Origin of the sequence: Lactobacillus sp. (assembly GCF_051873315.1) — a bacterium.
Lineage (GTDB): Bacteria > Bacillota > Bacilli > Lactobacillales > Lactobacillaceae > Lactobacillus.
In genome coordinates, this window is record NZ_JBJEES010000161.1 from 40,704 (window position 1) to 66,343 (window position 25,640).

A 25,640-nucleotide genomic window follows, 5' to 3' on the forward strand; every position below is an offset into this window, starting at 1 on the left:
GTGATTATGAAGAAAATTTCGAAAAATGTTCTGCTTGTATCATCAGTCGGTTTAGCTGGGTCTGCATTCGCGGTTACTAATACCCATCCGGTATTTGCGGCAAGCAGTACTAGCAAGAAAACTACTGTTTCCAGTGACCAAGCCAAGGTTAAAAGCGCGCAAAAGAGCGTTGACCAAACCCAAAGTAAATTAACCCAGGCACAAAACGATTTAGATACTGTCAACAAAGATATGCCTCAAAAAGAGACTGAATTGGCAGATGCTAAGAAGACGACTGAAGCCGCTGATAGTAAAGTGGCGGCTGCGAATAAGAGCAACGATGCTGCACAGTCCGTTCTCAAGCAAGCTCAGTCAGCCACTGATTCCGCAAATAGCGACTACCAAAATGCCACCAAGGACAGCACAAACAAGCAAAAGGATTTGACTGACTCACAAAATAAAGTAACTGATCTCCAAAAGCAACTCACTGATGGCGAAAAGAACAATAACAACATCAACCAAAAAGTTACTGACAAGAACAAAAAGATTAGCGACAACCAGAAAACTTTGTCTAGCTTACAACAAGAAAAGAGTAAATCTGACGCTAAGCTTTCATCAGTGCAAAACGATCTTACTGAAAAGAAACAAAAGGCTGATATCGCCTCACAAACCTTGCAAACAGCCAAAAAGGATTTGGGTTCAGCAACTAGCACCAACGAAAGCTTGACCCTGCCACAAAGCTACATTGACTATGTAACTGGCAAGTCAACTGATTGGGATACTGCCAAAAAAGACCTGCAAGATGCAGTAAGCAGCCACACTTATCCATTTACTGATGGTGATGAAAACGATACTGTTTACGACGATCCTGCTGCCTTATCCGAAACTGATCAAAAGCGTTTGGACTTCTACGTGAAGAGCTTGATCGATTCCGTCAAGTCTCAAGTTGGATCAACCAGCAAGCTGACCATTACTGACGGTTCACTTGAATTCGCCAAGCGTTACACGCAAGAGTACCAAAACAGCAACTATGTCTTCAGAAAGTACAATGCAATCAAGTCCGCTTCAAGCATCATGGGACTTGATGAGTATTCCGTTACTGGATATGACATTGCCGCCAACAGACAAGTTACCGGTCGGTCCATTTCGATTATCAATGGGTACATATATAACTCATATGAATTTGGGACAACAAAGATGAGTGAAATTGCCAAGGCGGCTTTTGACTTGGTAACACAAGAGCTGGCTAATCCAACTGATTACAACAATATCATCAACAACAATGGTTACTTCTCAGTTGCTGTAACTACCCAAGATGACAAGTTCTACGTCTGCCTTTTGACGATCAACCCGACTAACGTCCCAAGTAGTTTTAACACCAAGGAAGTTGTCAAGCCGAGTCAAGATGAACTTTCGTCTGCTGCTCAAAAAGCTCAAGCTGATTCGGATCAAGCAAACAAAGATGTAGAAAGCGCACAAAGCACTTTTGATCAAACCCAAGCTGAAAATCAAAAGATTAGCCAACAAATCAGCGATTTGCAAAAGAAGATCAGTGACAGTCAAGGCGATGTAGCGTCCTTGAAGAAACAGCTTACTGACACGGATAAAATTCAATCTCAAATCAAGGAGACCAAGGATTCCTTGCCAGCAAAGCAGGCTGCTCTGCAAGCTACGAATGAGAAGGTTAAAGCCACCCAAAGTAAACTTAATGACTGCAAGACTGCTTTAGCAGCCGCTCAGAAAGAAGCGGCAAATGCTCAAAGCAACTTGGACAAGGTAAAGGCTGACGCAAACAACGCACAACAAAAGCTCCAAACTGCTCAAAATGCCTACGATGAAGCAAAGCAGAAGCAAGAAAAACTGACTGCATCTGTTGCATCCCTCACCAAGAAGCTGGCCTACGAAAAGAAGCAACTGGCACACGCTAAGGCGGTCTTAGCCCTTGCCCAAAGCAAGAAATCTTCTACTAAGAAAACTCCAAAGAAGGCCACTAAGAAGTTGACCAAGAAGACTATTAAGAAGTCCTCAAAGAAAGCAAAGGCCACCAAGAAGAAGGTTACCAAGAAGGTAAAGAAGGCTAAGAAAGTTGTTGTCGCAAGCAGCAAGTTCACCAGCTTAAAAGGCAGCAAGAAGGCCTTTGTCGGCAGCTGGAAGAAGGCTAAGTCCGTTTCCGGCTACCAGGTTCGCTACAGCACGGCTTCCTCAATGAAGAAAGCCAAGACTAAGAGCACCAAGGCAACCAAGCTTAAGGTTTCCGGTTTGAAGAGCAAGAAGAAGTACTATGTACAACTTCGCTCCTACCGCAAGCTCTCTGGCAAGACTTACTACTCTGCCTGGACAAAGGCCAAGACTGTCAAGACCCGTTAATCTAAAAATCAAACCTAATTCCAAACAAAAACAGCTATCTCACGCTTCTACATGAGACAGCTGTTTTTTAGTTCTCAACAACGGCGCTCATCGATGATACTAATTCCGCGTCGTTTAAGGTAACCTTGTCCGCACCATTTTTAATCATATCAGTAACGGCATCATCATTCTTGTAAACCGTCCAGATCCCATAGTCCACGCCATACTTGCGGGCCGCGAGAATATCATCCAGCGTCGTCGTATCCTTATTGCGGTCAGCACCAGCCTTTAAGTGGGACAGGAAAACGTAGTCATTGTCCGTCAAGTGACGGTTGTAAATCCCCATCATGGCAATTTCTTCACCGCCCGGAATCACGTTTCTGACTTCTTCCAGTTCACCAATATTAAAGGAAATCAAGGTCGTCTGCTTCTGCATCCCTGCCTCGTTAATTTCCTTAACTACCTCTTTCAAGGCCTCCATATTGTTGATGTTCTTCAGCTCCAAAAAAGCTTCCTTGCCATACTTCTTGCAGATATCTAAGTACTGGCGCAAAGTTGGCAGATGCAGGTCATCATAAATCTGGTCCTTGTCGATTCCATCCAGCACACCCTTGATCTTGTAGTTTTCCACTTGGTCAAAAGGTATATCGTTGATCTTTTTGCCATAGTTTGGATCATTCTGACTGATATCAGTTGTCCGCGCCAAAGTGTTATCGTGCAAAATGACCAGCTTGTTATCTGAAGTATTGGCCACATCGGTTTCAATCCCCCAGATGCCGGCTTCCTCGCCAGCTTTTTCAAAAGCCAGGGTAGTATTTTCCGGATACTTGGTGCTGTAGCCGCGGTGAGCGATAAACCTGACCGGCGCTTTAGCCGCGCCAGCAGTACTTTGCGTCTTCACATCAGCATTTTCCAGCCGGACCAGCTTGGCAATATCCCCAATTTCGCTTTCCGAAATCTCTGCCTGGTTGCTCTTTCTCACCATGATCAAGTACTTGTAGCCCGGATCCAGGATAATTCCCTGCTTTGACCAGTTGGCCTGCACGCCAACATAACTCGGCTTTTCATCATCGGTGTACTTGAGCGCCTTGATCTGGTAGTCAAAGTAATTGTCCAAAGCCAGGTACTTGCTCTGGTTCGCCTTAACATAGTCAACAGTCGTCAGTTCCTTTTTGCTTGGGTAAAAATTCCCCGCACTATCAACACCCCAGAGGCCCAGGTCCCTTTCTGGATTCGCGCTTACCGGCAGCTTGCGGTATTGGGCGTACAAGGTGACGTCTTTTAAAGCGTAACTATCGCCTAGATCATACTTTTCACCGCTGCCGTCAGCTTGCGTGTTAAAGGAGTCGAGGACGTAGCCGGGCTTACTGAAGCCTGTCTCTGGCAAGGTTGCCTTATCGCCTTCCTGCTCATGGAGAGTGATATTTTGCCCAAATCCCTGACCCGCGTCGATCTGAATCGTGTAGTTTTCCAGCTTGCGGTACTGGGCGTACAAGGTCGTATTCTTCTTAAAAGTGTAGGCCTTGCCCAGCCGGTATTTCTTCCCCTCTCCGTTTGCGGCAACGGTGTAATTTAAGAACTTATAGTCCTTTCTCTCGAAACTGGTCTTAGGCAGGGTTACCTTCTTGCCAAAGGAAAAAGTCAACACTTGCCGGCGGCCAGACCCGTCATTTGCTGCCAAAGTCAGTGTTCTTTTTGGAGAAGTCACCATAACCAGACAGGTGTAGCGCTTTTTGCCGTTTTTCGCGGTAATCTTGGCTGTCCCTGCCTTAATTGCCTTGACTCTGCCCTTGGAAGAAGCTGTGGCTACCTTCTTGTTGGAACTTTTCCAAGTTGTTTTCTTCTTGCTGTTCTTCAGATACAGGCGGGCAGTCTTTCCCTGCAGCAAGCTCAGCTTTTTCTTATTCAAAGAGACCTTTGCCTTTTTTGCTTTCTTGGCCTTCTTGCTCCTTTTCGCCTTCTTAACTTGCCGCGTGGCTTGCACCGGCTGCAGCGGTTCAAGTCCTTGCCCCAGTCCCAAAGCCAGCAAAATCGCTGAGGCCAGCAACAACTTTTTTCTATCTTTCCGTTTCTTCAAAAAATTCACTCCATTTTCTTTTCCTGTTTATTAGATCAACACTTCTATTCTAGCGTATTTTGCCTAAATAAAACAAAACCAATGAACAAATCGCCTTTTGTCCATTGGTAAAATTTAATCTTGATTTATGTATAGTTGCTTTATGCTATATTTCATCGATAAAGCGGTCAATCTGCAGGAAGTATTCCACCAATTCCCGGTGCTTTTGCCCGTCTTTTTCATAGTAGTCCTGCAGATCAGCCAAATCCATCTGCTCCATCAGCTTGGAAGCAGTCTTATCCTTGCTCCAGCTCTGATGGCGCTGTTGCATCAGGTCATACATGTGCTGCTTAACGTCCTCGTAGGGCTCAAAGATATGAGTCTTCTTGCCTTCTTTAAAAACCAGATAGTTCTCAATCTCCCGCTTAAAAGTAGCATGGATATGGTCCTGCATCCCCGGGTATTTTGCCCTAATCCGGTGCAAGTGATGCTGGCTCTGCTTGGCTTCTGGCGTCCCTTTATCTGAATCAATCAAGATGAACCAGGGCTCATTTAGCTTAGAAAAAAGGTCAAAGTTCAGCCAGGCTAATAGACTTCCGCATCCCCCAACCGGCAAGATGAAGAGCCCTTTTTCAGCAAAAGTCGCCTCTACCATTCCAGCTTCATACATCCACTGGTTGATCTTGGTCACGAAACGAACGTCTTCCTGTCCTTCCACCAAGAGAACGCAGCGGGACTTGACTGCCCGCTGGTCTGCCGCCAGGCCCAAGCTGCTTGACGCTTCCGCCAAAATCTGGTTGTCACTTAAAAGCTGCTGCTGGCCGGCAACCTTCTTAATAATCTTAGTCCCTTCCAAAGGCAGAAGACCCATTAAGTGCGGCGTGCGCGGGATCAAAATAACCTGCTTGTTCTTGGCAACCAGCTTCAACAAAGCTTGAGCGAGCAAGGTCTCATCATCTTCTGACAAATCATTTGCTTCAAAGGCATAGACCACGTTGTCAATATTTGCGTTTTCGCTTTGGGCCAAAAGAAAAGACAGTATAATCCGGCTGACCTTGGCGGTCCCGCTTACCCCAACTTTTTCCTGCTGCTTGATCAATTCAGCCAAGTCTGGATCTTGAAAGACAAATTGGGGAGCCGGCTCGCCTAAGTCCCGGTAATTGGCCAAAAGCTGGGAAAGATTGCGGCCCAAACGTTCATCCAAGTAGTCCTGGATCTCCTTGATTTCGGCCGCCTTGTCGCGGATGGCGCTGCGGACCACAAAATTCAAAGGACTGGATGCCTTTGATTCTTCATCAAAAAAGACATACATCGGCATGCGGGCTAAAAGCTGCCGGTAATGTCCCCTGTTCTGGTCAGTGACAGCCGTAAATTCTCCTCCGCCTTCCGCGAAGCTATCACTTTCTTCAAGATATTGCTTGAGGTCAAAGGACTTTCTGATGGCAAAATCATCAAAGTAGCAAGTAATCGCAATTTGCCAGTCCCCAGCCTTGAGGGCTTTCTCATTAAGGTCCTGCAGTTTCAAAGGGCGCTTAGCCAAGGGACCGTTGAAAAAGATGTCCAAGGCCCGCAGAATGGTCTTCTTGCCAACTTCCCCTTCGCCCAAGAGACTGGTCAAGGGGGCAAATTTCAACTTAAAATTGCGATAACCGCGAAAGTTATGCAGCTCAACCGCGCGCAGCAACATGGTTTGCTCCTTAATCGGCTTGGTCGCCGTGTCTTTGCCGGTAGTCCTTCCGGCTCATCTTAACCTTCGGTACCTTTTCAGTTGGGTTGGCCAGTTGCCGGCTGACCCGGTCCAGGCGGGCAGCTTCCGCCTCCCCTTTAGCTTCAGCTTCCGCGTGTTCCCGGGCTTTGCGGAGTTTTCTTGCCTGGATGTCCCGCATCCACAAGGTTGGCATGATCGATACGGCTCCTAAGAAGGCACCGGTAGTGTTGGCGATCATGTCATTGACATCATACGTCCCCAGCCCGGTCAACCGCTGGAAATGTTCAATAAACCAGGACAGGCAGAAAGCCATAAAAGTGGTGATCATAATGCTGTGCAGCCACTTGGACCAGGATGGAATAATATAGCCCAAGGGCACAAAAAGCAGCACATTCATCAAAAAGCCATAGCGGCCGCCATAGTTTGAGCTGGCAAAAACTTTTTTCAGCCCCCACTTCCAAAAGGCCGGGTCTTCCAAGACCTCAGAGCTAGCGGCCATTTTCACCGGGTGCTGCCAGTAGTAGACGGCAGCCGTCAGCATTCTTGAGGCAAACACATAGTAAATTAATGCACAGCCATAGACAATCGTCACTACCAACCGCAAAAATGAGTTGCCCGTGCGGATGGCCCAATAGCCGGCAACCACACAGGCAGCAATGACCACAAAGCGGATCAGCAAAGCCAGTTCATGATACATTCTTTTTCACTTCCCCTTACGAATTCCTTTTTACATATTTTATAACAATCAATTAGCTACCACAAAATTTAATAGTCCGCATATTGAAATAAAGATATTTTTTCTTCTCCATTCAGTCTTCAATTGTTTTATAATATTTTTAGTAAATGCTGTTAACTAATATATTATTGAATTTGAACGTTTTTCAATGGAAAGGAAAAAGTTATGAACAGAATGCACTTCTCCTCCGGGAAGAAACTGCTGGCTGCTGGGGCTTTAGCTCTGGCTTTAACAGCCGGCGCTGCCCAGACAAGCCAATTCAAGGCTTTGCTACCGGGTAATGGCGAAGCCAAGGCTTTTTACGTGCCTACTGACGCTGAATGCCGGTACGTTATCAAGAGCCAGGCAGATATTGACAAGTTCTTTAGTCAGAATATCTTCGTCAGAGACTCCCTGCTTGAATTCAAGTTTGAAAACTCCACTCCGATTAAGTTTCCAAAAGACGATGACTTGAAATTGATGCGAGGAGTCAAGTTTGACTTCACCGGCAAATCAACCGGCAACATTGACTTCAACGGGACCAAAATGATGATCAACCGCCGTTACGGCACCAAGAAAAAGATTGACTGGAATGCCGACTGGCCAGAAACTGTCAGAACCAGCTGGACGGTTGAAGGTGACCACAAAGGTCAAGTCATCTCCAACTTAAACGTTTATGGTTCTATTGAAGGATCTGTCAACTCGAAAGGTGTCGTAACTTCTGACTACAATGGCGGTCTACAAGTTTCCATGCTCCACACCAAGAACGTAACCTTCAAGAATATGAACTTCCACCAAGTTCATTACTACAACCGGCATGTCTTTGACGTCATGGGCTGCACCAATATTACTTGGGATGGTTGCCGCTTCTACGGCTACGCTGGTTCTGGCTTCAACCAGGCTGGCTGGAATGCTATTTATTCCAAGAACAAAGATCCTCATGGCGTCTACTCAGAAGCTATTGAGCTTGGCGTTGCCACTAAGGCAGACGCTGGTGGTGACCCAAACGTTAATGAATCTATTTTTGGTAAAAATATGTACGACGGGGCTGGTACTCAAAATGTCACGATCAAAAACTGCTATTTCGGGCCTGAAAAGAATGGCTTGACTGGTGGTGCCATGATCAATGGCTTAGACAAACGAGCTACCTTCCCTTATGGATCATCTGTTGGTAACCACAGTATCGATGATGTAAGCAAGAAGTCACACTACAAGAATCTGAACGTTACTAGTACTACTTTTGAAAACACTGCAGTAGCCACCAACACGACACCGACTTACTACAAGCACATGGCGCCTGTTCACTACCGCTACTCACCACTTGATACTCCTGCCCAGGTCAACTCCTTGACAGCAAGCAACAATACCTATATCAACGTTCTTGACCGCGGAGACAGTGGTATTCCAGATACTTTAAGCGGACAAAATCGGCCGGTCTACAAATTAGATCTGGGTCTGCATAAGGCATGGTTCCGGAATGCGCCTGTTTACCTTGCGACAGTTTCAAATAACTTCGCAAAGTTGAACTCACATGGCAGCAAGTACACCAAAGTTGTTTTGGCAAGTTCAGTTAAAAAGACCGCTCCTAAGAAGACTACTAAGAAGAAGGCCGCAACGAAGACTACTGCTAAGAAGTCAACTAAGAAAACTAGCAAGAAGAAAGTAGCTAAGAAGAAAGTAGCTAAGAAGACTACTGCCAAGAAAGCAACTAAGAAGGCTGCTAAGAAGACAACCAAGAAGGCTACTGCTAAGAAGACAACTAAGAAAAAGACTGCTAAAAAGTCAAGCAAGAAGAGCAAGAAGAGCACTAAGAAGACTTCCAAGAAGAAGTAATTCTTCACTCTAACTCTCAAAGTCCGTCAGCAAGGCTGGCGGGCCTTTTCTTTGCTCTGCATCCCAGTACAATTTGTGTTATCATTTTCTACGGTATTTTTGAAAAATCGTTATTATCAGCAACAGAAAGAAAAACAAACATGGACAAAGAAAAATTCAACGAATTATGGGACAAGTACAAGGACATCATCCCCTACGTCTTCTGGGGCGTCATGACCACCCTGGTCAACATCTTCTCCTACTGGCTTTGCAACAGCATTTTCAAGTGGGATATCATGCCGGCAACGATCATGGCCCAGTTCCTGTCGATCGTTTTTGCCTACTTGACCAACCGCAAATGGGTTTTCCACAGCCAGGCTTCCACCTTTAAGGAATACGCCAGCGAAATCGCCAGCTTCTTCGCGGCCAGAATTGGGACTGCCCTCTTGGACATGGCCATCATGTTCATCTTCGCTGAACAAATGCACTTAAATAGCATGATCATCAAAATCCTGGCCAACGTGGTCGTCGTTATTGTCAACTACGTGGCTAGCAAGTTCTGGATCTTCAAATCCAAAGACTCAGAATAACTCATTTGGATTAATTGCTAAGAAATGGTAATTATTCCGGCTAAAAGTTTCAACTAGTGCATTTTCGTGTTAATCTTGTAGGCAGTTTAACAGAGAGGAAGGGTGAAAATGCGGAAAAGAAATATGATTTTAGCCTTTTTGGGATGTCTGGGGTCAATCCTCTTGATCAGCGGCTTGACTTTCCAGAATTCCGGCCAGTCAGCCCAGCTGACCTTGAAGTTTGTCAACTTGTTTGAGAAGGTCCATTTTCACTTAACCGGTACTATGGTGGCTGAGTATCCGATCTACCACATGATGCGGAAGCTGGCCCACACGGCTGAGTACTTCCTGCTCGGCGCCAGTGCCTGCTACTTCTTCAGCCGCTGGCAAAAGCGCTATGCCTGGTCAGCCCTGGCCCTGTCAGCCGCCTGGTCTCTCTTTGACCAGACCAGCAAGCTGCTGGTTCCCGGCCGGGAATTCGACCCAACCGACTTTCCTTTCGACATCGCCGGCTACCTGCTCGGGATCGGCTTGATCCTCTTGCTCCAGCGGCCATGGGCCAAGCGGGCCGTCAACTAAGGCGCTAATACAATTTGCTAATTACTAAAAAGAGTGCTTTCGCGGCACTCTTTTTTCATCTTCAACAATTCCTTGATTCATCATTACTAAATTCGAATTATCATAAACGGCTAAAAATCGTATAATATGTATTGTTTAACATTTACAGTCAGAAGAAAGGAAAAATTACTAACCCCTCCGCATCCAAAAGATCATACTTTCCTCTCGTCAACAGGCGATACTTTCACAAGAGAATGCGGCGGAGCATTAAAGGAAAGCTTAATGAAAAAGAACAAATTTACAATTAGCTGGGGAGACTTCAGCCACTACCGAAGCAATATGTTTGGCCTTTCGATCATTGGCATCATGGTCTTCCACTACTTCGAGCATATTCGCAGCGCCCACCTGCTCATGGCATCAGAGCAGTTCTGGGACTATTATATCGGATCAACCGGAGTGGACTTCTTCCTCTTTTTGTCAGGAATGGGACTTTTCTATTCCTTGACTAAAAATGACGATATTCGCCAGTTCTACAAGAAAAGGCTGGTCAGAATCCTGCCAGCCTACCTGCTTGTTTCAGTGCCATTTTTCGTCTGGCGGGACTTTATCCACTTGCATACAGGCGTTTTAACCTTTACCAGAGACCTGCTTTTCCTCAATTTTATTGATCATGGTGACACAACTTACTGGTTCATCTTCTTTATAATCGTGATGTACCTGCTTTTTCCCCTCTTGTTCAAATTCTTGGATACCGCGAGCCAGGGAAAAAGATTTCTCCGCCTCTTGGCCGTGTTAACCATCTATGCCCTATTTTCCTGGGGGCTTTTCACCTTGAATCACGTAGTCTTTGACAACGTGGACATTGCCTTGTCCAGAGTGCCGATTTTTGTTCTGGGCTGCTACTTCGCGCCCCGAATTAAGAAAAATGACCGCTTTACCATCTGGCAGATTATCCTCTTTGTGCTCGCGACAGCACTATTGATGTACTGCAAGTACAATATCCACTTTGGCATCTGGCTGCCCCTTCCTTACTACATCCGCTTGACTAACAGTCTTTGGGCCTTTCCACTGATGATCATTAGTCTTTATCTCTGCAAGCTGATCAGCCTCACCAATTTCCTACAAGGCTTTGTTAAAATTTCCGGAGCCTTGTCACTTGAACTATACCTGGGCCACGTTTCGGCGCGGATTTTTCTCACTGCCCACCACATGTCCTTGTACATTCTTTGGCAATACCTGGTCATGATCGTCCTCTCCTACCTGGGCAGTTTCCTCTTGAAATGGCTGGAAAACAAGATCCAAGGCCGGCTCTTGCCGCCATCGCGTTAAAAATAGAAAGATATAGCATCAAAAGAATAGAAAGGTATTTCTAAATTGGATATAAAAAATAATCTCCACACTAACAGCGAGAGCAACCCGCGTAAATTGAATTTGATTTACCTGGGCCTTTTGCTCTTCGTTACTTTACTGACCACCCTTTACCTGGCCAGCACGAAGGCGATCTTTGCCTTCTCAGACTGGACCTTCCACGCCGCGCGGGTAGAAGAAATCTACCTAAATCTCAAATCTGGCTCCTTCTTTACTTTTATCGCGGCCAGAACTTTCCACAACACCGGAGCTGCTTCTTTCCTCTTTTACCCATATATTTTCTTTTATCCATGGGCCTTCCTGCGTTTTGTTCTCTCTCCGGTCAACGCCTTTTACGCTTGGTATGCCCTGGTAACCTTTGCCACGGCCGCAATCAGTTACTTCTCCATGAAGACATATTCCCAAAAGTCCCTGGCCAGCTTCATCTTCTCCCTGGTCTATACTTTCGCCCCTTACCGGCTCTACTTGGGCGGAGCAGTCTTTGGCGAATACCTGGCTGTAACCTTCCTGCCCCTGCTTTTTCTTGGCATCTATGAAGTCCTGTGGGGCAATAAGAATAAATGGTACCTCTTGGCCATTGGCGGGGCGCTGATTGCTTATGCCCACATCCTCTCAGTTTTTTTGAGTCTGGAATTTGCCGTGATCCTCTTCATCATCAAGCTGATTACAAGCCGCGGCATCAGCGAAGATCGGCTTAAGTCCCTGTTTTTGGCTGCCAGCGTCTGCATCTTTCTGGTTTTACCAGTGATCGTTCCATTTTTCACTGACTTTATCGGTCAAGGGCTCTCCAGCGCTAAGCCAGGCATCAACTATACCATAGGGCCACGCTACCTACTTCTCAACTCCTTCTCAGCCCAAAAGGGCTGGAAGCTGAGCTTCATGCTGATGCTAACAATTTTTACTGCCTGGGCCTTTATTAAAAGCCGAAGGAACTGGATCATCTATGCTTTGGGCCTCTTTGCCTGCTTCTTAACTACCCGCTACTTCCCTTGGAAGCTCACTGCTGGCTCGCCTTTTGAAATGGTCCAGCTGACTGCCCGCTATCTTTCTTACGCTTCACTTTTCTTAACCATCCTTTTTGCCTTGGGTAGTAACGACGTACTTGAAGAACATGTGGCCGACCGAAAAAAGCTTGCCCTCTGCTGCAGCCTGGCCGTCTTCATGGCTCTCTTCTCCCTCAGCTCCCTTTCAGTTTACCGGGATACCTTGAAGCGTGTTAAAGACATGCCGAAAACCAGTGCTAACAGCACCCAGCCGGCACCATTCAATCGCTTGCGTGACTATAACTATTACAACCAGTTCAATTACAAGATTCTTTTCGGAGCCTTTGACTACATGCCAAAGAGCTCACTGACCAGCGTTCAGAAGCAAAATTCCCTCTTGATACACCAAGCCTACCTTAATGGCAAGACTTTAACCTTGAGTCCTTCAATCAAAGCCAATCAAATTACTTACCAAGTCAAGAGTGAAAAAGCAGCTGATATTGACTTGCCAGTAATTGCCTACAAGCACACCACTGTCAGCGTTAACAAGCAAAGCCGGCCATTCCACCGCGGAAATCGAGGAACTGTGGTTGTACAGATCAACCGCGGGCAAAACATTGTCGCGGTTAGTTACAAGGCTAGTCCTGTCCTCTACTTAAGTATCGTCATCAGCATCATCAGCTGGCTCGCCTTACTTATCTACCTATTCAAGTTCAAGACAAAATAAATACAATAGCAAAGCATTGAAAAAAGAGTACGCGAGAAATCACGTACTCTTTTTGAATATAGCCGATTAGTTCATCATGATCGTACCGTTGTTTGAACCGCCAGTTGATTCTCTAGTAACAGTCGAAACCGGAACCCAGGCGATAGCGCCATAGTCGTAGGCATTTCTGTGACTAGAGCCGCTGCCAGCGCTATAGTAGCATGGGTCATAAACTAGGAAGCGGCCGTTCTTGTAACCAGCGATAACCTTAGCGTGGTGCTTGCTGCGGAAGTAAGTTTCATAGCTTGAAAAACCGTAATAAATCACTGGGTGCCCGCTCTTTACGACAGACTCGATCTTTGCCATGCTGCTACCAGTAATGTTGGTAAAACCGCCGTCAAACTTCTTCATGTAGTTGGTTAAGCTTGATGCTGACAGCAAACCGTGGAAGTTGGCAGTTGAGTAAACGCCGCCGTATTGCGGCAGATTGTTATAGGCGTATCTCATGTTGAAAGACCGGTTCTTGATGCTCAAGAGAGTTGCTGAAGACGCGACCGCGCAACCTTCTGGCGCGTAGATTGGCGTAAACTGGCTGTGCCAAGTTGGGGCGTGTAGGACACCGCTTGACAAAGCGTAGTAGTCTCTGCCGCCGACAAAGGCAAACTTTTTGATGAACATAGCGCCGGTTTTCTTGTCAAAGTAGTAGCCCTTGCCCTTGATCTTTTGGTAGCCCGTCTTTCTTTGCCCGTTTGAAGCGTAGTACTTCTTAGATTTGCCAACGGTTTGCAGGCCTGTAGTCATACAAGCGTTCTTCTTGCTGAAGTAGTAACACTTGCCATTGACCTTTTGTTCACCGTATTGCAACTGGCCGTTCGTCGCGTAATAAACCTTATACTTCTTGGTAGTCTTTTTCTTGTACTTCGTCTTGATCAGCTTGCCGCGCTTCTTGACCCACTTGTAGGCTGTCTTGTAAGACTTCTTAGAAACGGTTTGAAAACCAGTCTTCATCGCGCCAGACTTGTCAGCGAACCAATACCAATGACCGTCGATCTTCTTCTTGCCGTAAACCATGTGACCACTAGCATCATAATAAACGGTCTTCTTTTGCTCAGCAATCGTCTGGAAACCGGTCTTCATCGCACCGGTTTCATCATCGAACAGGTACCAGTTGCCATCAACCTTCTTTTGCCCATGGACCAAATTTCCACTAGCATCATAGTAGACTGTTACACCGTTTTCCGTAACAAAACCGCTCTTTTCCACCGCTTGAGCTTTGGTGGCCGCAAAGGCGGTCAAGCTGCCGGTAAGCAGAAGAGCAGTCAATAAGCTATAACCTTTTTTCACTTTTCCATTTCCTTGTTGCAAACAATAGACAAAAACTATAACGACACGGTTAAACAAACAGTGAATATTTACATTACGGCAAAACTTGCTATTTTACTTGTCTTATTCTAAGCCAAACCGGCAACTTACTCCCCAGCTTCTCCAGGCTCCAGTAAAACATATCCAAGAGCAGGCTGGCCAAGACTGTTATGGCCAGCAAAGTCAGATAAGCTACTAGAGGATTCCTTGACCAAAAAACCGCAACCACAAATGGGTAGAAGTAATAGCAAAAGAAAGTGTGAGTCAGCCACATATTTGTGCTCAAATGGCCGAAATACTCAAAAATCTTCCGCGGCCACTTCGCCAGATCCAGTAGCAAAAGGCAACCTGCCATAAAGACCGGAGTGATAATCAGCATCATATCGCTGACATTGCCGAATACCTTTTCTTGAAAATAAAAGGCTGAAACTATCAGCAAAATTCCGATCACTGTCCGCCAAATGGTCGTATAGCCGCTAAAGAGACGGCGAAGATTGCTGAAGACATCATATTTGCCAAAAACGATCCCAAACAAGTAAGTGCAGATAAATGCATTAGGCATAAAGAGTTGGGTCCACAGGTAGCTGGAATCCAGGCTGTTGAACGGTGACAGCTTGGTCAAAGCTGGCAGGAACCTAACCGTAAAGACGGACAGCAGCAAGACCAGGCCTGTTTCCACATAGACATTGTTGACCTTTTCTGTCAAATAATAGTAGACGCTGCCTAGCACAATTGCCGCTACGAAGACACGGACAAACCACCATTCACCGTTATAAGTCGAAGCGTAGCCGGTCAAATTCTGAATGAATTTTCCAAAAGAGAAATCAGCAAAGCGATTCCACATAAAAGCCCGCGAATACCGCGGCTGCTGGCTGAAAAACAAGAAGCCCAGTGGGACAAACAAGAAAAATACGCGCCAGTAAACCCGGTACAAGTTCCAGATTTTCCTCAGCAAATGAAACTTATGCGCCTCAATCTGTTTAGCAAGGCCCAATCCGCCCAAGAACATAAAGATATACACGCAGATTTTGCCGAAACTGCCGACCATCTGCAAATGCTTTAAAGCCTCAGCCGGCAAAGCAAATTTATATTTGCTTGGAATCCGGTCGGGGAAAGCCATACTGTGGTGCAACAGCATCAGCAAAATTGCGATACCCTTCATCGCCTTGGTGTCTTGGCGCGAGAATTGCCATTTATTTATATTCAAAATAGTTACCCTTTATCATTTTATCTAAGCATATGCAAAACTGTCAATCACTTTATATCAAAATATCAAATTACGTAAAAACAACTTCTTAAGCCTTGAGGCCGGCAATTGTACGCTGAGCCCCTTCTTCTAAAGAAAATTTAGCCTGCCAGCCCAGGGCTTCCAGCTTTTCAGCATCTAAAGAAGAATTAGTCATCAAGTTGTAGCCTTTTTTCTCCACGTCTGTCGGGTTCTCAAAAACAACATGAGTCCCAGCTGCCTTGGCCAGAGCTTCGGCCAACTGGCGGACAGTAACAACGGAATTCCGGTTGGAAATGTTGTAGGCATTGGCGTTCTTGCCATCAAGCAAGATGGTCAAAAGCGCTGACGCGCAGTCTAACGTATAGCAGTATGACCGCAGCTGCTGACCCGCGCTTTTCATGACGATGTCTTCGTGATTGACCGCGTTACGAGTAAATTGGGCTGAGGCCCGGCTATCAGACTTGGTAATGGTTGGTCCGTAAATATGACCGGGGCGGGCGATTACCGTTTCCAAGCCATACTCTTGGCTAAAGGAGGCGCACAGAGTTTCTGCCGCCCGTTTAGCACTTGGGTAGCAAGCACGTGAGTTTAAAATGTCCAAAAAGCCATAGTCTTCTTCTTTGAAAGGATCATTATTGTCTTTGTTCCCGTAAACTTCACTGGAAGACAAGTACAAGAGGCGCTTGGCCCCGTACTCTTTGCCCATCTTTAGCAGAGAATAGAGGCCACTGAAGTTGGCCAGCATCGTTTCAACCGGCTGGCTGACATAATAAGAAGGATTGGCATTGCTTGCCCCATGGATGATATAGTCAACTTTTACATTCAGATCTACTTCTTTGGTAGCATCGTACTGGAAAAAGATATAGTCTTTTCCTTCTCCAAACCCGGCAAAACGGGTTGCCATCCGTTCACGGCTGCGGCCGGCCAGGACCAGACTAATTCCGGCATCTCTGTTTTTGTTCAACCAAAGCAAGACGTCAACCAGGGCTGAACAGATCATCCCTGTTGCTCCGGTAATAAATAATTTCTTACCAAAAAGCAGTTCCAGATTCGGAACTGCCTTTTGCACGTGGTCTACGTCATCCCAATATTGTTCAGTGTACTTCATCGTTACCTCGTTACTTGAGCCACTCGTCTTTCTTAGTGGAAAGCAGGGCTTCAAAAATCATCAAGTCGTCAACCGTCGTAATTTTTAAGTTGGTTTCCGACCCTTTAGAGAAATAAACTCTTTCTCCCAAAGCCTGCATCAAGGTGCAAGTTGCGGCCGTGTTGGTAATACCGCGCTTGCCGGCTTCTTCATGCGCCCAGAGCAGCTTGCCCAAGGTGTAGACGTGCGGCGTCTGCGTTCTGTAAAGCTGCTCACGCGGAATTGAATCAGTTGAAGATACGCCACCGTCACCGCTGCGGAAAACTGCTTCTACACACGGAATAGCGGTAATCGCACTGCCGTGTTCCTTAAAGGTAGCCAGGCTGTCAGAGATGATTTCCTGGGAAACATTGCAACGGTTTCCGTCATGGATTAAGACAACTTCATCATCTCCTAATTCCTTGGACAGGACTTCCAAGCCATTGTGAATTGATTCTTGGCCGGTTGCCCCACCTGGCACGACCCACTTGAGCTTGCTGATGTTAAACTGCTTGGCATAAACTTTCAAAACATCCATCCAGGCGGGCAGGGTAACCACCATGATTGCATCAACCAAGGGATGCTTTTGGAAAGCTTCCATCGTGTGAATGATGATCGGCTTGTTGTTCACATGCATGAACTGCTTGGGAATATCCTGCTTCATCCGTGAGCCAACACCGGCTGCCGTCAATAATGCTACTACCATTTTTACTCCTTCAGCCATTTTCTGGCTTTGCTGTTAAGCCATCAATGCAACTTCTTATTCAAAATTCTCCGGCAAAAACTCGCCATCACTTTCATTTTAACAGATCTATCCAACATTTGAACCGCATTAACAATCTGCTTATTTAGGTATTTTTGTCTTTTCTTCCTGTCATTTTTTAAATTTCTTTAAAAAGAAGAATAAAATTATTGTGGTATACTTGGAAGTTAGTATTGTGCAAACCAGCATACTTTTTCAACTAATGCATCTGCATAAGAATGTGAGGAAATCTAGGTGAACAATTTTTACAGTATGGCTGACACCACGCTCACTTTAAAAGAGCTGGCCAAGCTGATCTGGAAGAATCTACTGCTGATTATTATCGGCACGGCCTTGTTTGGCTGCCTGGCTTATGGAACTGCCAACTATCTGCTTCCAGCCAGATACACTGCCAGCATGAACTTCGTGGCTAAGGGCAAAATCACGCAAGGCGGTTTTACCAAGCGGCAGGCCAGAAGCCAAAACGAGCAAGCAGCCAACGGCTTTCAAAATATTGCCATCAGCCCTGGCGTCATCGATCATACCACTAATGAAATTGACAACGTTTCGCCAACGGCTCTGCGTGAGAATATAACCGTAACATCTACCCCGCGCTCCAACACCTATACCTTGACTGTCACCAGTTCTTCGCCTAAAAAGGCCAAAAAGACGCTTAAGGTTGTGGCCAAAAATTTCAAGAAAGAATTTAAGCTTGAATACAAGCGGGGTCGCAAGGCCATGCCAACCAAGAAAAAGAAGCGCAAGTACTTGAAACCGATCCTGCCAACTGTCCTAGTCAAATCCATCAAGTTCAAGGATAAAACCAGCGTCGTGAAGAGCTACCCGAATATCAAGTTTGCAGTAGCGATCGGCACGGTAACTGGCTTCCTGCTGGCGACTTGGAGATCAATTTACTGGCGCCTGCGCAGAAGTTACCGATAAGGAGGTTAGCGTGAAGTCTATCAAATCAGCTGGTGACCGCTTCTTTGCAGTCATGGCTTATATCATCGTCATCCTGTCGGTCATGTCAACGACAGTCATGTGGAACTACTTAAGAGGAGCTTTCATCCCAATCGGTACCTACCGCTACCTTCTTTTGGGGATCGGGATCCTTTTGGTTTTGGCTACCAATTCTTACAACTTTAAGGACTTGTCCTTCATTGTCTTGATCGTATGCTACCTGCTAGTCTTCATCTTTTTTTCGCAGGCCAATCCTTTCAAGTACTTTTCCAACCTCTGCCTGCCTTTGACAGCGGCCCTTTTGATTACCTTTGTCTACTGCCGGCACGATAATGGGCATCTTCTTTGGGACAGCTATGCCAATATCGTCTTGATCGTGGCTGGCGTGTCGCTCTTCTTTTACTTTTTCGGCAGCATTCTTGGCCTGCGGATTGGGGCCGTTGACACCTTCTATTACTGGGCCAACAACCCCCACTTTACAACTAGCTACTGCTACCTTTATTTCCACCAGCCCTTACAGGATCAAATGTACCTGGGCCACCACGTGATCAGAAATACGGGGATCTTTACCGAAGCTCCAGGCTACACCCTCTTCCTTTTAAACGGCTTGATTATCGAGCTCTTCGTCAAAAAGTCCAAGACCTTCTGGCGGATTAGTCTCATCCTGGTCACCCTGCTGACAACCCTGTCCGCAACAGCAATCCTGCTCGGAGTTTTGGCTGTATTGATTTCCTTTTTGCAATACCTGCAGGCACAGGGTAAGCTCAACTTGAAGATCGTTATCCCAGTCTTCCTGCTTCTTCTGGTATTAGGAATCATTGTCATCCGGATTAGAAAATCTGGTGGGTCATCTTACTCAGTCAGAGTAGACGATCTGCGCATTGGATTGACTGTTTGGGGCCAGCATCCGATCCTCGGAGTAGGTTTTGGCAATGAAGGAGCCTTAATCAAGATGTTTGCCTTCCACCGGGCAAACAACGGCCTAAGCATGGGGCTAACCACTTTGATGGCTACTGGGGGGCTCTACCTGGCTCTATACTTCCTTGTGCCATTCTTTACCACATTATTTGCTCCAAGCCGCCGCTATCTTCTGCCAATCAGTATTTTATTGCTGCTGGAAATCATTATCTCCAATATTTCTACCAACCCGGTCTACTTAATGGCCATGGCTCTTCTCTGGTATGCCACTTTAAACGACCTTAGGGAGCGAAAATCTTTTGCCGGGCCGAACTATACTAGCCTCTACTTTTAAGGCTGAGAAAAGCATTTTTAGACATTAAAAGAGCATTCCCAGCGGAATGCTCTTTTACTTTGCCGATTTAATTTTTATCATGGTCTGGATCAGTGTCCAAATCATCATGAGATAACTTGCTTTCTTCAGTTACCTCATTAGCGTCATACAGATCATGCTTAATCTTGGAAGAACTAATTTCCGGGGTTCTTGGCAGGTAAACGACGTTGACGCCTTCTTCTTTCAAGAAGTCGAATTTGCCTTTCCAGTCATCCCCCATGACAAAGGTATCAATGTGGTATTCATGCATGTCGTTACGCTTTTGGTCCCAGTCTTTTTCAGGGATGACCAGGTCAACGTAACGGATGGCTTCCAGCAGCTGCTTGCGCTGCTCATATGAGAAGTAGGTCTTCTTGTGCTTGGAGTTCCAGTTAAACTCATCAGTAGACAAGGCAACGATCAAGTAGTCTCCCTGTGCCTTGGCTCTTCTCAGCAGGTTGATGTGGCCGTAATGCAGCAGGTCAAATGTTCCATAAGTAATTACACGTTTCATAATTGCTCCTTGCCCCCTATTTCAGGTATTCCTTGTAAGACTTGTCTGGATCAAAGATGACTGAGCCATGGATAGACCCGCCTCTGACAAAGACATTCCACTTGCCGTACTGTTTGGTCAGCAAAGGATCGTAATCCTTTGGAATCGGCAGGCTGAGCATCTCAAATGGCACTCTGACTGGATTTGCCACGTACTTGCGCTTCCAGCAGCACTTTTCCGTTTCCAGCATGACCATCATGACTTCTTGGGTATCTTGGTCGTCATATTTGGTAATTTCCTTGGCAAAGCGGTCGTAATAAATGTTGCGGCCACCACTCTTTTTCTTATCAAAAAAGAATTTGGTGTAAAGGAGGGACTTTTTCAAGCCGGACAAATTCTTATTCGGATAGCCGTTGCAGTAGTTGTAGAACTGCCGGGCCCGGTGCTTGAGCTGGTTGACGTTTTTAACAAAAGCTTGTCGCTCTTCCAGATCGTCTGGCACACTGTCCAATGGAAAGATATCGATGAAAATCCCCTGGTTAAACTGGTAATGAAAATTCTGTTCAGATTTGAGAATAGCCGTGGTCGAGGAATTACGCAACTGGGCGTGCCCCCTCATGGCACCAGGGTCGGTCTCTTCTGTTTGGAAGAAGTACGGCTCGGTAAACTCATTCTTAGCCACTTCGCACAAACGGTCAAAATCCTTCCGGTACATCATCAAATCGATGTCATCATCCCAAGGAATATAGCCATGATGGCGTACAGCACCCAAGAGAGAACCACCCGACAGGTACCAGGGAATATCGTATTTCTGGCAAACCTGATCCAGTTGGTCCAAGAGGTCTAATTCCACGGCCCAGATCTTTTTCATTTCCGGGCTGACCGTGTAGTCGTTTCTGACTTCTTCTTTAAAAAAATCGTCTGAGAGCTTGAGCTTAATATTGTCCATTGTCTTTTCTAAATTCTCCCTTATCCTCTGCTCAAAATCTTCTTAAGCAGGCCAACTGAATCATCCTGCAAGATAAACAAGGTGCCCAGGTAAGTCCCCGCTCCAAGAATAAACTGAATGCCCAGCTTGATAATGCCAGGATGGCCAAATGGGTTCAAGGTCAGGATGACCAGCATCATTAAAGTCCCGGCAATCAGCTTCTTCCAAATCACCTTGCCAATATAAGCTAGCTCCAAGTAGCCATTATCATGGTAAAGGTAAAGCAGACTAATTGTCAATTCCGCGATGATTGAGGCAAAAGTCGCCCCGGCACTGGCAAAGCGCGGAATCAAAAACAGGTTCAAGACGAAGTTGACAACTGCTCCGATGATAATATAAACCGCGCTCTGCTTCCGCAGGCCGGCCGGGTTATAGTATTGCGAACCCAGGCAGTTGGAAATTCCAATAATCACGATCTGCGGGCTAAACAGACGAAGCAAGAGCGCCACCTTATCCCAGCCATGACCGAAGAAAACCGGCACAAATGTATCCGCGATTCCGAGCAGGCCAAAGCCGATCCCCACCCCGATGAAAAGGATGTAGTTTATGGATCCTTGGATCCGCTGCTTGATTTCCTTCTCTTTCTTCTTGGCAAATAAGTAGGAAATTCTAGCTCCCAGGACATTGTTAACGGCGGTAAAAGTCACTGCCTTGGTCAGGTTGATAATCTTTGTTGCCTGCTCATAGTAGGCGTTCTCCGCATTATTCTGGGTCATGAAGCCAATCAAGGTTTTGTCCATGTAAGTATAAATAGAGGTTGCGATAGTCGGAATAAAGTAGATCAGAGTTTCGTGGAAGTGCCGTTTCAAGTTGGCTAGTTTGATTGGAACTTTTACCACGAACTTATGCAACTCCAGCCACATGGACATGGTCCCCAGCAGGGTCGTCCCCGTCATGATGAAGACGTAAAGGTTGGTATCCTTAGGGCTCTTGACAAAAAGCAGGATCAAGACAACCCCAGCCACCTTGACCAAAGCGTTCTTGGTTACAGTGTACTGAAACTGCTCCAGTCCATCAAAGAACCAGGAGATGTCCAGCATGGTGTTGAACAGGTTCAAGGTCAAGATAAGAAACATGACCCGGTAGTGGGTCTGAAAAGCCACGTAGCCTCCCCATAAGAGTAGCATGGCCAAGGAGGTGAACACGCTCAGCAGTTCAATTTCCCAAAAAATCTGGCTTCGCTTCTTGGCATCGTTGCGGCTACGGGCAATTTCCCGCATCCCATACGAAGCTGTCCCCAAGGCCGCGACCAGGGAGAAGTAGGTCTGGATTGAGGAAGTCCAGCTGTAGGCACCGATCCCATCAGTTCCGATGACTCTGGAAACGTAAGGCGCCGTAATCAGTGGTGTAATGATTGCCAGAATCTGGTACAGGGTGCTGATAACTATATTCTTTTTAATACTAGGATTCTTCATTAACGCTTCCGATCTGATACTACTTGCCCAAATACATCTGGTAAACCTGCTCAGCAGATTCCTGGTTGTCGTAGCCCAGCTTGGTCAGCTGGTTTGCAAATTGCCGTCGGTCCTGGCCGTTGGCCTGGCTGGCCACTTGCGCAATCAACTTGGCCCAGGCAGCAGGATCAGCCTGCAGGGATTCCCGGAAAATCAAGCCCTCGAAGTCCATTTCTGAACTGATGACGTCAGAAATCACGCATGGCAGACCAGTCGTCTGTGCTTCCAGCAAGGTTACTGGCAGTCCTTCATAAAGAGACGGCATGACAAAGGCATCCATGGCAAACAAGTAGTCTGGAATCTTGTCAGTAGACAAGACTATGGTCACCTTTTCCTCAAGACCCAAATCTTTGATCTTAGTCCGCAGGTCTGTTTCCTTTTCCCCGCTCCCGATCAAAAGCAAGTGGGCTTGCGGATTGCTTTTAACCAGTTCATAAAAAATGTCTACCAGGAAAAGCTGATTCTTTTGGTCTGCCAGGCGGCCAATATTGCCTAACAAGAGCTGATCGGCTGCTAAGCCCAAGTCTTCTCTAGTCGCCTGCCGCTTTTCTTCAGAAAAAACATAACGGTCTCGGCTGATCCCGTTGTGGATGATCCGAACTCTGCCTTGGTCTTTAGGATTAAAAAGCCAAGCAGCCGCCTCTTTTGAGCAGGCCGCCAGGTCCGTGGCATAGCGGGCAATCTGCTTGCGCTCGTAAGTTACGAAACCAGGTAGTTTTTGGATGCCGTGTAAATGCTGCATGGCATTGTGGGAGTGGACGATCACACGCTTAACGCCATTTTCCCGGGCTACCTTGGCCATGTCATAGCGACTAGGCAGGTCAGTATCGATATGAACCACGTCATAGTGGTGCTTTTTCAAAAACTGGTCAACCACGGCCACCCGGTTGCGGTGGCTCTCAAAGGAGTTCTTGCCCGAGTAGCGCAGAGGGTAAACATGAACACCAAAAGCCTCCACGGCTGCTTCTTTTTCAGGGATGCTCTTGTCTGGATCGAGCAGGACGTAATCATAGTCCACCCGGTCATGGAGGGTCTTGATCCATTCGTATTCAACCGAGGTCACACCATCATAGTAGAGCATCCCCCTAATCAAAAGTACCTTCAACTTGTCAGTCACGCTATCACCTGTTCTTTTACTCGCGTCTTACTTATCTAAACTTTTGACCGCCTTCTCCAAAGCAGTCTTAGTAAAATAGCCTGCTCTGAGCTTCTTAGCCACATCCCTGGCATTAGCCGCGAAAACTTCGTATTCTTCTTCCGTTACATTTTTTAAAACTTCCGGCAAGTCGCGCAGGGAATCAATAGTTAAGCCCAAATTCTTGCTCTTGATGAAACTAGCTTCGGCAGCCTGGCTCCAGATGATAACTGGCAGGGCTGAGGCCAGATACAAGGAGAGCTTGTGGGGATTGTTGTAACGGAGGTAGTTGCCAAAAGGGCCATCACAGGTCTCAATGCTGCTGCCGTCCCAAATCAAGCCAAAGCCGGAATTCAGCTGCTTCGGAATTTCATCGGCTGGAAAGGCTCCATGGTATTCAACGTTTTTGTAGGCATCCAAAGTGAAATTCAGCCCGTAAAGGTTAAACTTAGCGTCGATCTTGCCGATATCGTTCAAATACTGGGTCTTACGGACATCCAAATTGCCGGCCACGGAAACAGCCCGTTCAAACTTGGCATGATTGATCTCGCCGTCTGGAATCAGATAATCAAAAATCCCCAGCGTAACCAGCTTCTCTGGTGCGATCCCCCGGTCAATGAAGAACTTCTTCATGGAATCATTATGGACGATCAAACAGTCAGCGTATTTCATCATCTGCTCAAAGTCTTCCGCGAAAAATTTCTTGTAGAAGAATTGTCTCAATTCTTCTACATCATGGACTAGATAAATGAATTTAACGTTCTTTTCTTTTTTCAGCTTGGCCAAGGTTTCTTCCCGTTGCAGCTGGTGGTCCCGGGACGGGGCCTGGAAGAGGACGATAGAATTAGGTTCGATCTGTTTGTAGAGCTTTTGCCAGCTGAAGCGGTAGTGCAACTGCCGGCGAACCCGGGAAAGGGCATCCTTTTTTCCAGCGCAGACCCGGACCAAGCGCAGGCTTTCAAAGCCCGCCTTTTCCGCGATCTGGTTGATGTCAGACGGAGCCTTCCCTAAGGCAGTGTCGTCTGAACTGAAAACTTCAAAAATCTGGTACTTCTTCATTAATCCTTGTCTTCTCCCAAGCTGAATTCAAAGAGCGGGTGCTTTTCCCGCTTGTCGACCGGCGGCGGGGTCATGTAGTCTGGCCCATACAGCCGGTTCATGTAGCTTTCGATTCCGGCTGGAAGCTTGACCTTGATCCCCTCAAAAGTTCCTTCCGTAGCCTGGCACATATTCTCCCGGGTATCCATTTCCCCGAAATAGTGCTTGCGGCCGCTTGGAATCGTCACGTACTTGGAGTTGTCATTCTTGCAGCCGGAGTAAACCTTGTAAGTCCAGCGCGTTGCCGTATCCAGCGGGATGAACTTGAAGAAGCGGCCGACCTTGTATTTTTTGCCAAAAGCCGCTCTGACTTCCGGCGTGTCCTGGATTGCCAAGAGCTTTGGCAGGTAGTCGTAAACCTTCCGGCAGCTGAGCAAATAGCCTACTGCCAGGCTCCAGTAGCCCCTAAGCTTACGGGCCAAGGCATTGTCCGGGGTGTTTTCCAGGACAAAAATGTCAATGCAGATCCCGCAGTTTTCCTTGGGCTCAGCCACGTCGTTAAAGGTGCGGTAAACCGTCCCCTTCTTGATGAAGCGGCTGGCAGCTGCCCCATAGCCTGGGGTCAGTTCAGGGGCAAGCAGCTTGTAGCCTTCCCCTAACTCTTTGTCAAAAACTTCCTTGAGCTTGTTGAAGTCTTTTCTGGGCATGTTGATGTCGATGTCGTCGTCCCAAGGGATAAAGCCCTGGTGTCTGATCGTGCCCAAGACTGAGCCCCCACTGAGCGTATAGTTGAGGTCATACTTGGCGCAGACGGCCATGAAGTCCTGGAGCATCCCCAGCAGGGTTTGCTTCAGCTTTTTCAAATCTTCGCCTTCAACGTAAACTACGTGGTCGCTGCCTGCAAAAGCATTCTTCTGGGCAGCGAAACCGTCCTTGGTTCCTAATTTGCTCATGCTTAAAATTCCTTCTCGACGGCTTCCAGGGCAGCAGCGATGACCTGGTCCATGTTGTAGTACTTGTACTGGCCCAGGCGGCCGCCGAAGA

21 protein-coding genes are annotated in these 25,640 nt (G+C 46.7%); 8 read left to right on the forward strand and 13 right to left on the reverse strand.

Going from position 1 to position 25,640, the window contains the following annotated elements; all coding sequences use genetic code 11:
* The first annotated feature begins 6 nt into the window (after window positions 1–6).
* Complete coding sequence (locus ACI32D_RS09865; RefSeq protein ID WP_439776394.1) at window positions 7–2,346, forward strand: SEC10/PgrA surface exclusion domain-containing protein; 2,340 nt, start codon at window positions 7–9, stop codon at window positions 2,344–2,346.
* Window positions 2,347–2,413: 67 nt separating this feature from the next.
* On the opposite strand, the gene ACI32D_RS09870 is transcribed toward ACI32D_RS09865, so the two are convergent.
* From ACI32D_RS09870 to ACI32D_RS09880, 3 genes are all read right to left on the reverse strand, one after another.
* Window positions 2,414–4,375, reverse strand: coding sequence for a glycerophosphodiester phosphodiesterase family protein (locus ACI32D_RS09870; RefSeq protein ID WP_439776395.1), 1,962 nt, complete (start codon window positions 4,373–4,375; stop codon window positions 2,414–2,416).
* 172 nt (window positions 4,376–4,547) lie between these two features.
* Window positions 4,548–6,068 carry an ATP-dependent nuclease gene (locus ACI32D_RS09875; protein ID WP_439776396.1) on the reverse strand — a complete coding sequence of 507 codons (1,521 nt, stop codon included), beginning with the start codon at window positions 6,066–6,068 and terminating at the stop codon, window positions 4,548–4,550.
* 10 nt (window positions 6,069–6,078) lie between these two features.
* The gene (locus ACI32D_RS09880) at window positions 6,079–6,786 is read right to left on the reverse strand and encodes a VanZ family protein (protein WP_439776397.1); all 708 of its coding nucleotides are present in this window, start codon (window positions 6,784–6,786) and stop codon (window positions 6,079–6,081) included.
* 204 nt (window positions 6,787–6,990) lie between these two features.
* On the opposite strand from ACI32D_RS09880, the gene ACI32D_RS09885 reads away from it, so the two are divergent.
* From ACI32D_RS09885 to ACI32D_RS09905, 5 genes are all read left to right on the forward strand, one after another.
* Entirely contained in the window at window positions 6,991–8,637 is a 1,647-nt protein-coding gene (locus ACI32D_RS09885) for a hypothetical protein (protein WP_439776398.1), read from the forward strand.
* A gap of 140 nt (window positions 8,638–8,777) precedes the next feature.
* The gene (locus tag ACI32D_RS09890) at window positions 8,778–9,206 is read left to right on the forward strand and encodes a GtrA family protein (RefSeq protein WP_439776399.1); all 429 of its coding nucleotides are present in this window, start codon (window positions 8,778–8,780) and stop codon (window positions 9,204–9,206) included.
* Between the two features lie 108 nt (window positions 9,207–9,314).
* Entirely contained in the window at window positions 9,315–9,764 is a 450-nt protein-coding gene (locus ACI32D_RS09895) for a VanZ family protein (RefSeq protein ID WP_439776400.1), read from the forward strand.
* A gap of 261 nt (window positions 9,765–10,025) precedes the next feature.
* Window positions 10,026–11,072 (forward strand): acyltransferase family protein, encoded by a 1,047-nt coding sequence (locus tag ACI32D_RS09900; protein WP_439776401.1) that lies wholly within the window; start codon window positions 10,026–10,028, stop codon window positions 11,070–11,072.
* 96 nt (window positions 11,073–11,168) lie between these two features.
* A complete protein-coding gene (locus ACI32D_RS09905) occupies window positions 11,169–12,821 on the forward strand; it encodes a hypothetical protein (RefSeq protein WP_439776402.1) in 1,653 nt (550 codons plus the stop codon).
* A 66-nt stretch (window positions 12,822–12,887) separates the two neighbouring features.
* Here the strand turns inward: ACI32D_RS09905 and ACI32D_RS09910 are convergent, their stop codons facing one another.
* From ACI32D_RS09910 to ACI32D_RS09925, 4 genes are all read right to left on the reverse strand, one after another.
* A complete protein-coding gene (locus ACI32D_RS09910; protein WP_439776403.1) occupies window positions 12,888–14,144 on the reverse strand; it encodes a C39 family peptidase in 1,257 nt (418 codons plus the stop codon).
* 88 nt (window positions 14,145–14,232) lie between these two features.
* Window positions 14,233–15,324 carry an acyltransferase family protein gene (locus ACI32D_RS09915; protein ID WP_439776404.1) on the reverse strand — a complete coding sequence of 364 codons (1,092 nt, stop codon included), beginning with the start codon at window positions 15,322–15,324 and terminating at the stop codon, window positions 14,233–14,235.
* A 133-nt stretch (window positions 15,325–15,457) separates the two neighbouring features.
* A complete protein-coding gene (locus ACI32D_RS09920) occupies window positions 15,458–16,498 on the reverse strand; it encodes an NAD-dependent epimerase/dehydratase family protein (protein WP_439776405.1) in 1,041 nt (346 codons plus the stop codon).
* A 10-nt stretch (window positions 16,499–16,508) separates the two neighbouring features.
* Window positions 16,509–17,222 carry an IspD/TarI family cytidylyltransferase gene (locus tag ACI32D_RS09925; protein ID WP_439776406.1) on the reverse strand — a complete coding sequence of 238 codons (714 nt, stop codon included), beginning with the start codon at window positions 17,220–17,222 and terminating at the stop codon, window positions 16,509–16,511.
* A 291-nt stretch (window positions 17,223–17,513) separates the two neighbouring features.
* On the opposite strand from ACI32D_RS09925, the gene ACI32D_RS09930 reads away from it, so the two are divergent.
* Both ACI32D_RS09930 and ACI32D_RS09935 read left to right on the forward strand, forming a co-directional pair.
* On the forward strand, window positions 17,514–18,200 hold the full coding sequence (locus ACI32D_RS09930; RefSeq protein WP_439776407.1) for a Wzz/FepE/Etk N-terminal domain-containing protein: 687 nt from the start codon (window positions 17,514–17,516) through the stop codon (window positions 18,198–18,200).
* 10 nt (window positions 18,201–18,210) lie between these two features.
* Window positions 18,211–19,470: a beta-carotene 15,15'-monooxygenase gene (locus ACI32D_RS09935; RefSeq protein ID WP_439776408.1), complete on the forward strand. Its 1,260-nt coding sequence runs from the start codon at window positions 18,211–18,213 to the stop codon at window positions 19,468–19,470.
* A 67-nt stretch (window positions 19,471–19,537) separates the two neighbouring features.
* Here the strand turns inward: ACI32D_RS09935 and tagD are convergent, their stop codons facing one another.
* From tagD to ACI32D_RS09965, 6 genes are read right to left on the reverse strand one after another with little or no spacing between them, the layout of a single operon-like run.
* The gene (gene tagD, locus ACI32D_RS09940; RefSeq protein ID WP_439776409.1) at window positions 19,538–20,002 is read right to left on the reverse strand and encodes a glycerol-3-phosphate cytidylyltransferase; all 465 of its coding nucleotides are present in this window, start codon (window positions 20,000–20,002) and stop codon (window positions 19,538–19,540) included.
* A 16-nt stretch (window positions 20,003–20,018) separates the two neighbouring features.
* The gene (locus ACI32D_RS09945; protein WP_439776410.1) at window positions 20,019–20,930 is read right to left on the reverse strand and encodes a LicD family protein; all 912 of its coding nucleotides are present in this window, start codon (window positions 20,928–20,930) and stop codon (window positions 20,019–20,021) included.
* A 20-nt stretch (window positions 20,931–20,950) separates the two neighbouring features.
* On the reverse strand, window positions 20,951–22,384 hold the full coding sequence (locus tag ACI32D_RS09950) for an oligosaccharide flippase family protein (RefSeq protein WP_439776411.1): 1,434 nt from the start codon (window positions 22,382–22,384) through the stop codon (window positions 20,951–20,953).
* A gap of 19 nt (window positions 22,385–22,403) precedes the next feature.
* Window positions 22,404–23,540 (reverse strand): glycosyltransferase, encoded by a 1,137-nt coding sequence (locus ACI32D_RS09955; protein WP_439776412.1) that lies wholly within the window; start codon window positions 23,538–23,540, stop codon window positions 22,404–22,406.
* A gap of 27 nt (window positions 23,541–23,567) precedes the next feature.
* Window positions 23,568–24,617 (reverse strand): glycosyl transferase, encoded by a 1,050-nt coding sequence (locus ACI32D_RS09960; RefSeq protein ID WP_439776413.1) that lies wholly within the window; start codon window positions 24,615–24,617, stop codon window positions 23,568–23,570.
* Window positions 24,617–25,549 carry a LicD family protein gene (locus ACI32D_RS09965; RefSeq protein WP_439776414.1) on the reverse strand — a complete coding sequence of 311 codons (933 nt, stop codon included), beginning with the start codon at window positions 25,547–25,549 and terminating at the stop codon, window positions 24,617–24,619. Before ACI32D_RS09965 ends, ACI32D_RS09960 begins: the two co-directional genes overlap by 1 nt.
* Window positions 25,550–25,640: the final 91 nt, after the last annotated feature.

Coding starts and splice junctions, on each gene's coding strand:
- ACI32D_RS09920 (WP_439776405.1), bottom strand. CDS start 16,498: ATGAAGTACACTGAACAATATTGGGATGACGTAGACCACGTGCAAAAG.
- ACI32D_RS09895 (WP_439776400.1), top strand. CDS start 9,315: ATGCGGAAAAGAAATATGATTTTAGCCTTTTTGGGATGTCTGGGGTCA.
- ACI32D_RS09900 (WP_439776401.1), top strand. CDS start 10,026: ATGAAAAAGAACAAATTTACAATTAGCTGGGGAGACTTCAGCCACTAC.
- ACI32D_RS09965 (WP_439776414.1), bottom strand. CDS start 25,549: ATGAGCAAATTAGGAACCAAGGACGGTTTCGCTGCCCAGAAGAATGCT.
- ACI32D_RS09890 (WP_439776399.1), top strand. CDS start 8,778: ATGGACAAAGAAAAATTCAACGAATTATGGGACAAGTACAAGGACATC.
- ACI32D_RS09950 (WP_439776411.1), bottom strand. CDS start 22,384: ATGAAGAATCCTAGTATTAAAAAGAATATAGTTATCAGCACCCTGTAC.
- ACI32D_RS09865 (WP_439776394.1), top strand. CDS start 7: ATGAAGAAAATTTCGAAAAATGTTCTGCTTGTATCATCAGTCGGTTTA.
- ACI32D_RS09925 (WP_439776406.1), bottom strand. CDS start 17,222: ATGGTAGTAGCATTATTGACGGCAGCCGGTGTTGGCTCACGGATGAAG.
- ACI32D_RS09875 (WP_439776396.1), bottom strand. CDS start 6,068: ATGTTGCTGCGCGCGGTTGAGCTGCATAACTTTCGCGGTTATCGCAAT.
- ACI32D_RS09880 (WP_439776397.1), bottom strand. CDS start 6,786: ATGTATCATGAACTGGCTTTGCTGATCCGCTTTGTGGTCATTGCTGCC.
- ACI32D_RS09960 (WP_439776413.1), bottom strand. CDS start 24,617: ATGAAGAAGTACCAGATTTTTGAAGTTTTCAGTTCAGACGACACTGCC.
- ACI32D_RS09915 (WP_439776404.1), bottom strand. CDS start 15,324: ATGAAGGGTATCGCAATTTTGCTGATGCTGTTGCACCACAGTATGGCT.
- ACI32D_RS09885 (WP_439776398.1), top strand. CDS start 6,991: ATGAACAGAATGCACTTCTCCTCCGGGAAGAAACTGCTGGCTGCTGGG.
- ACI32D_RS09945 (WP_439776410.1), bottom strand. CDS start 20,930: ATGGACAATATTAAGCTCAAGCTCTCAGACGATTTTTTTAAAGAAGAA.
- tagD (WP_439776409.1), bottom strand. CDS start 20,002: ATGAAACGTGTAATTACTTATGGAACATTTGACCTGCTGCATTACGGC.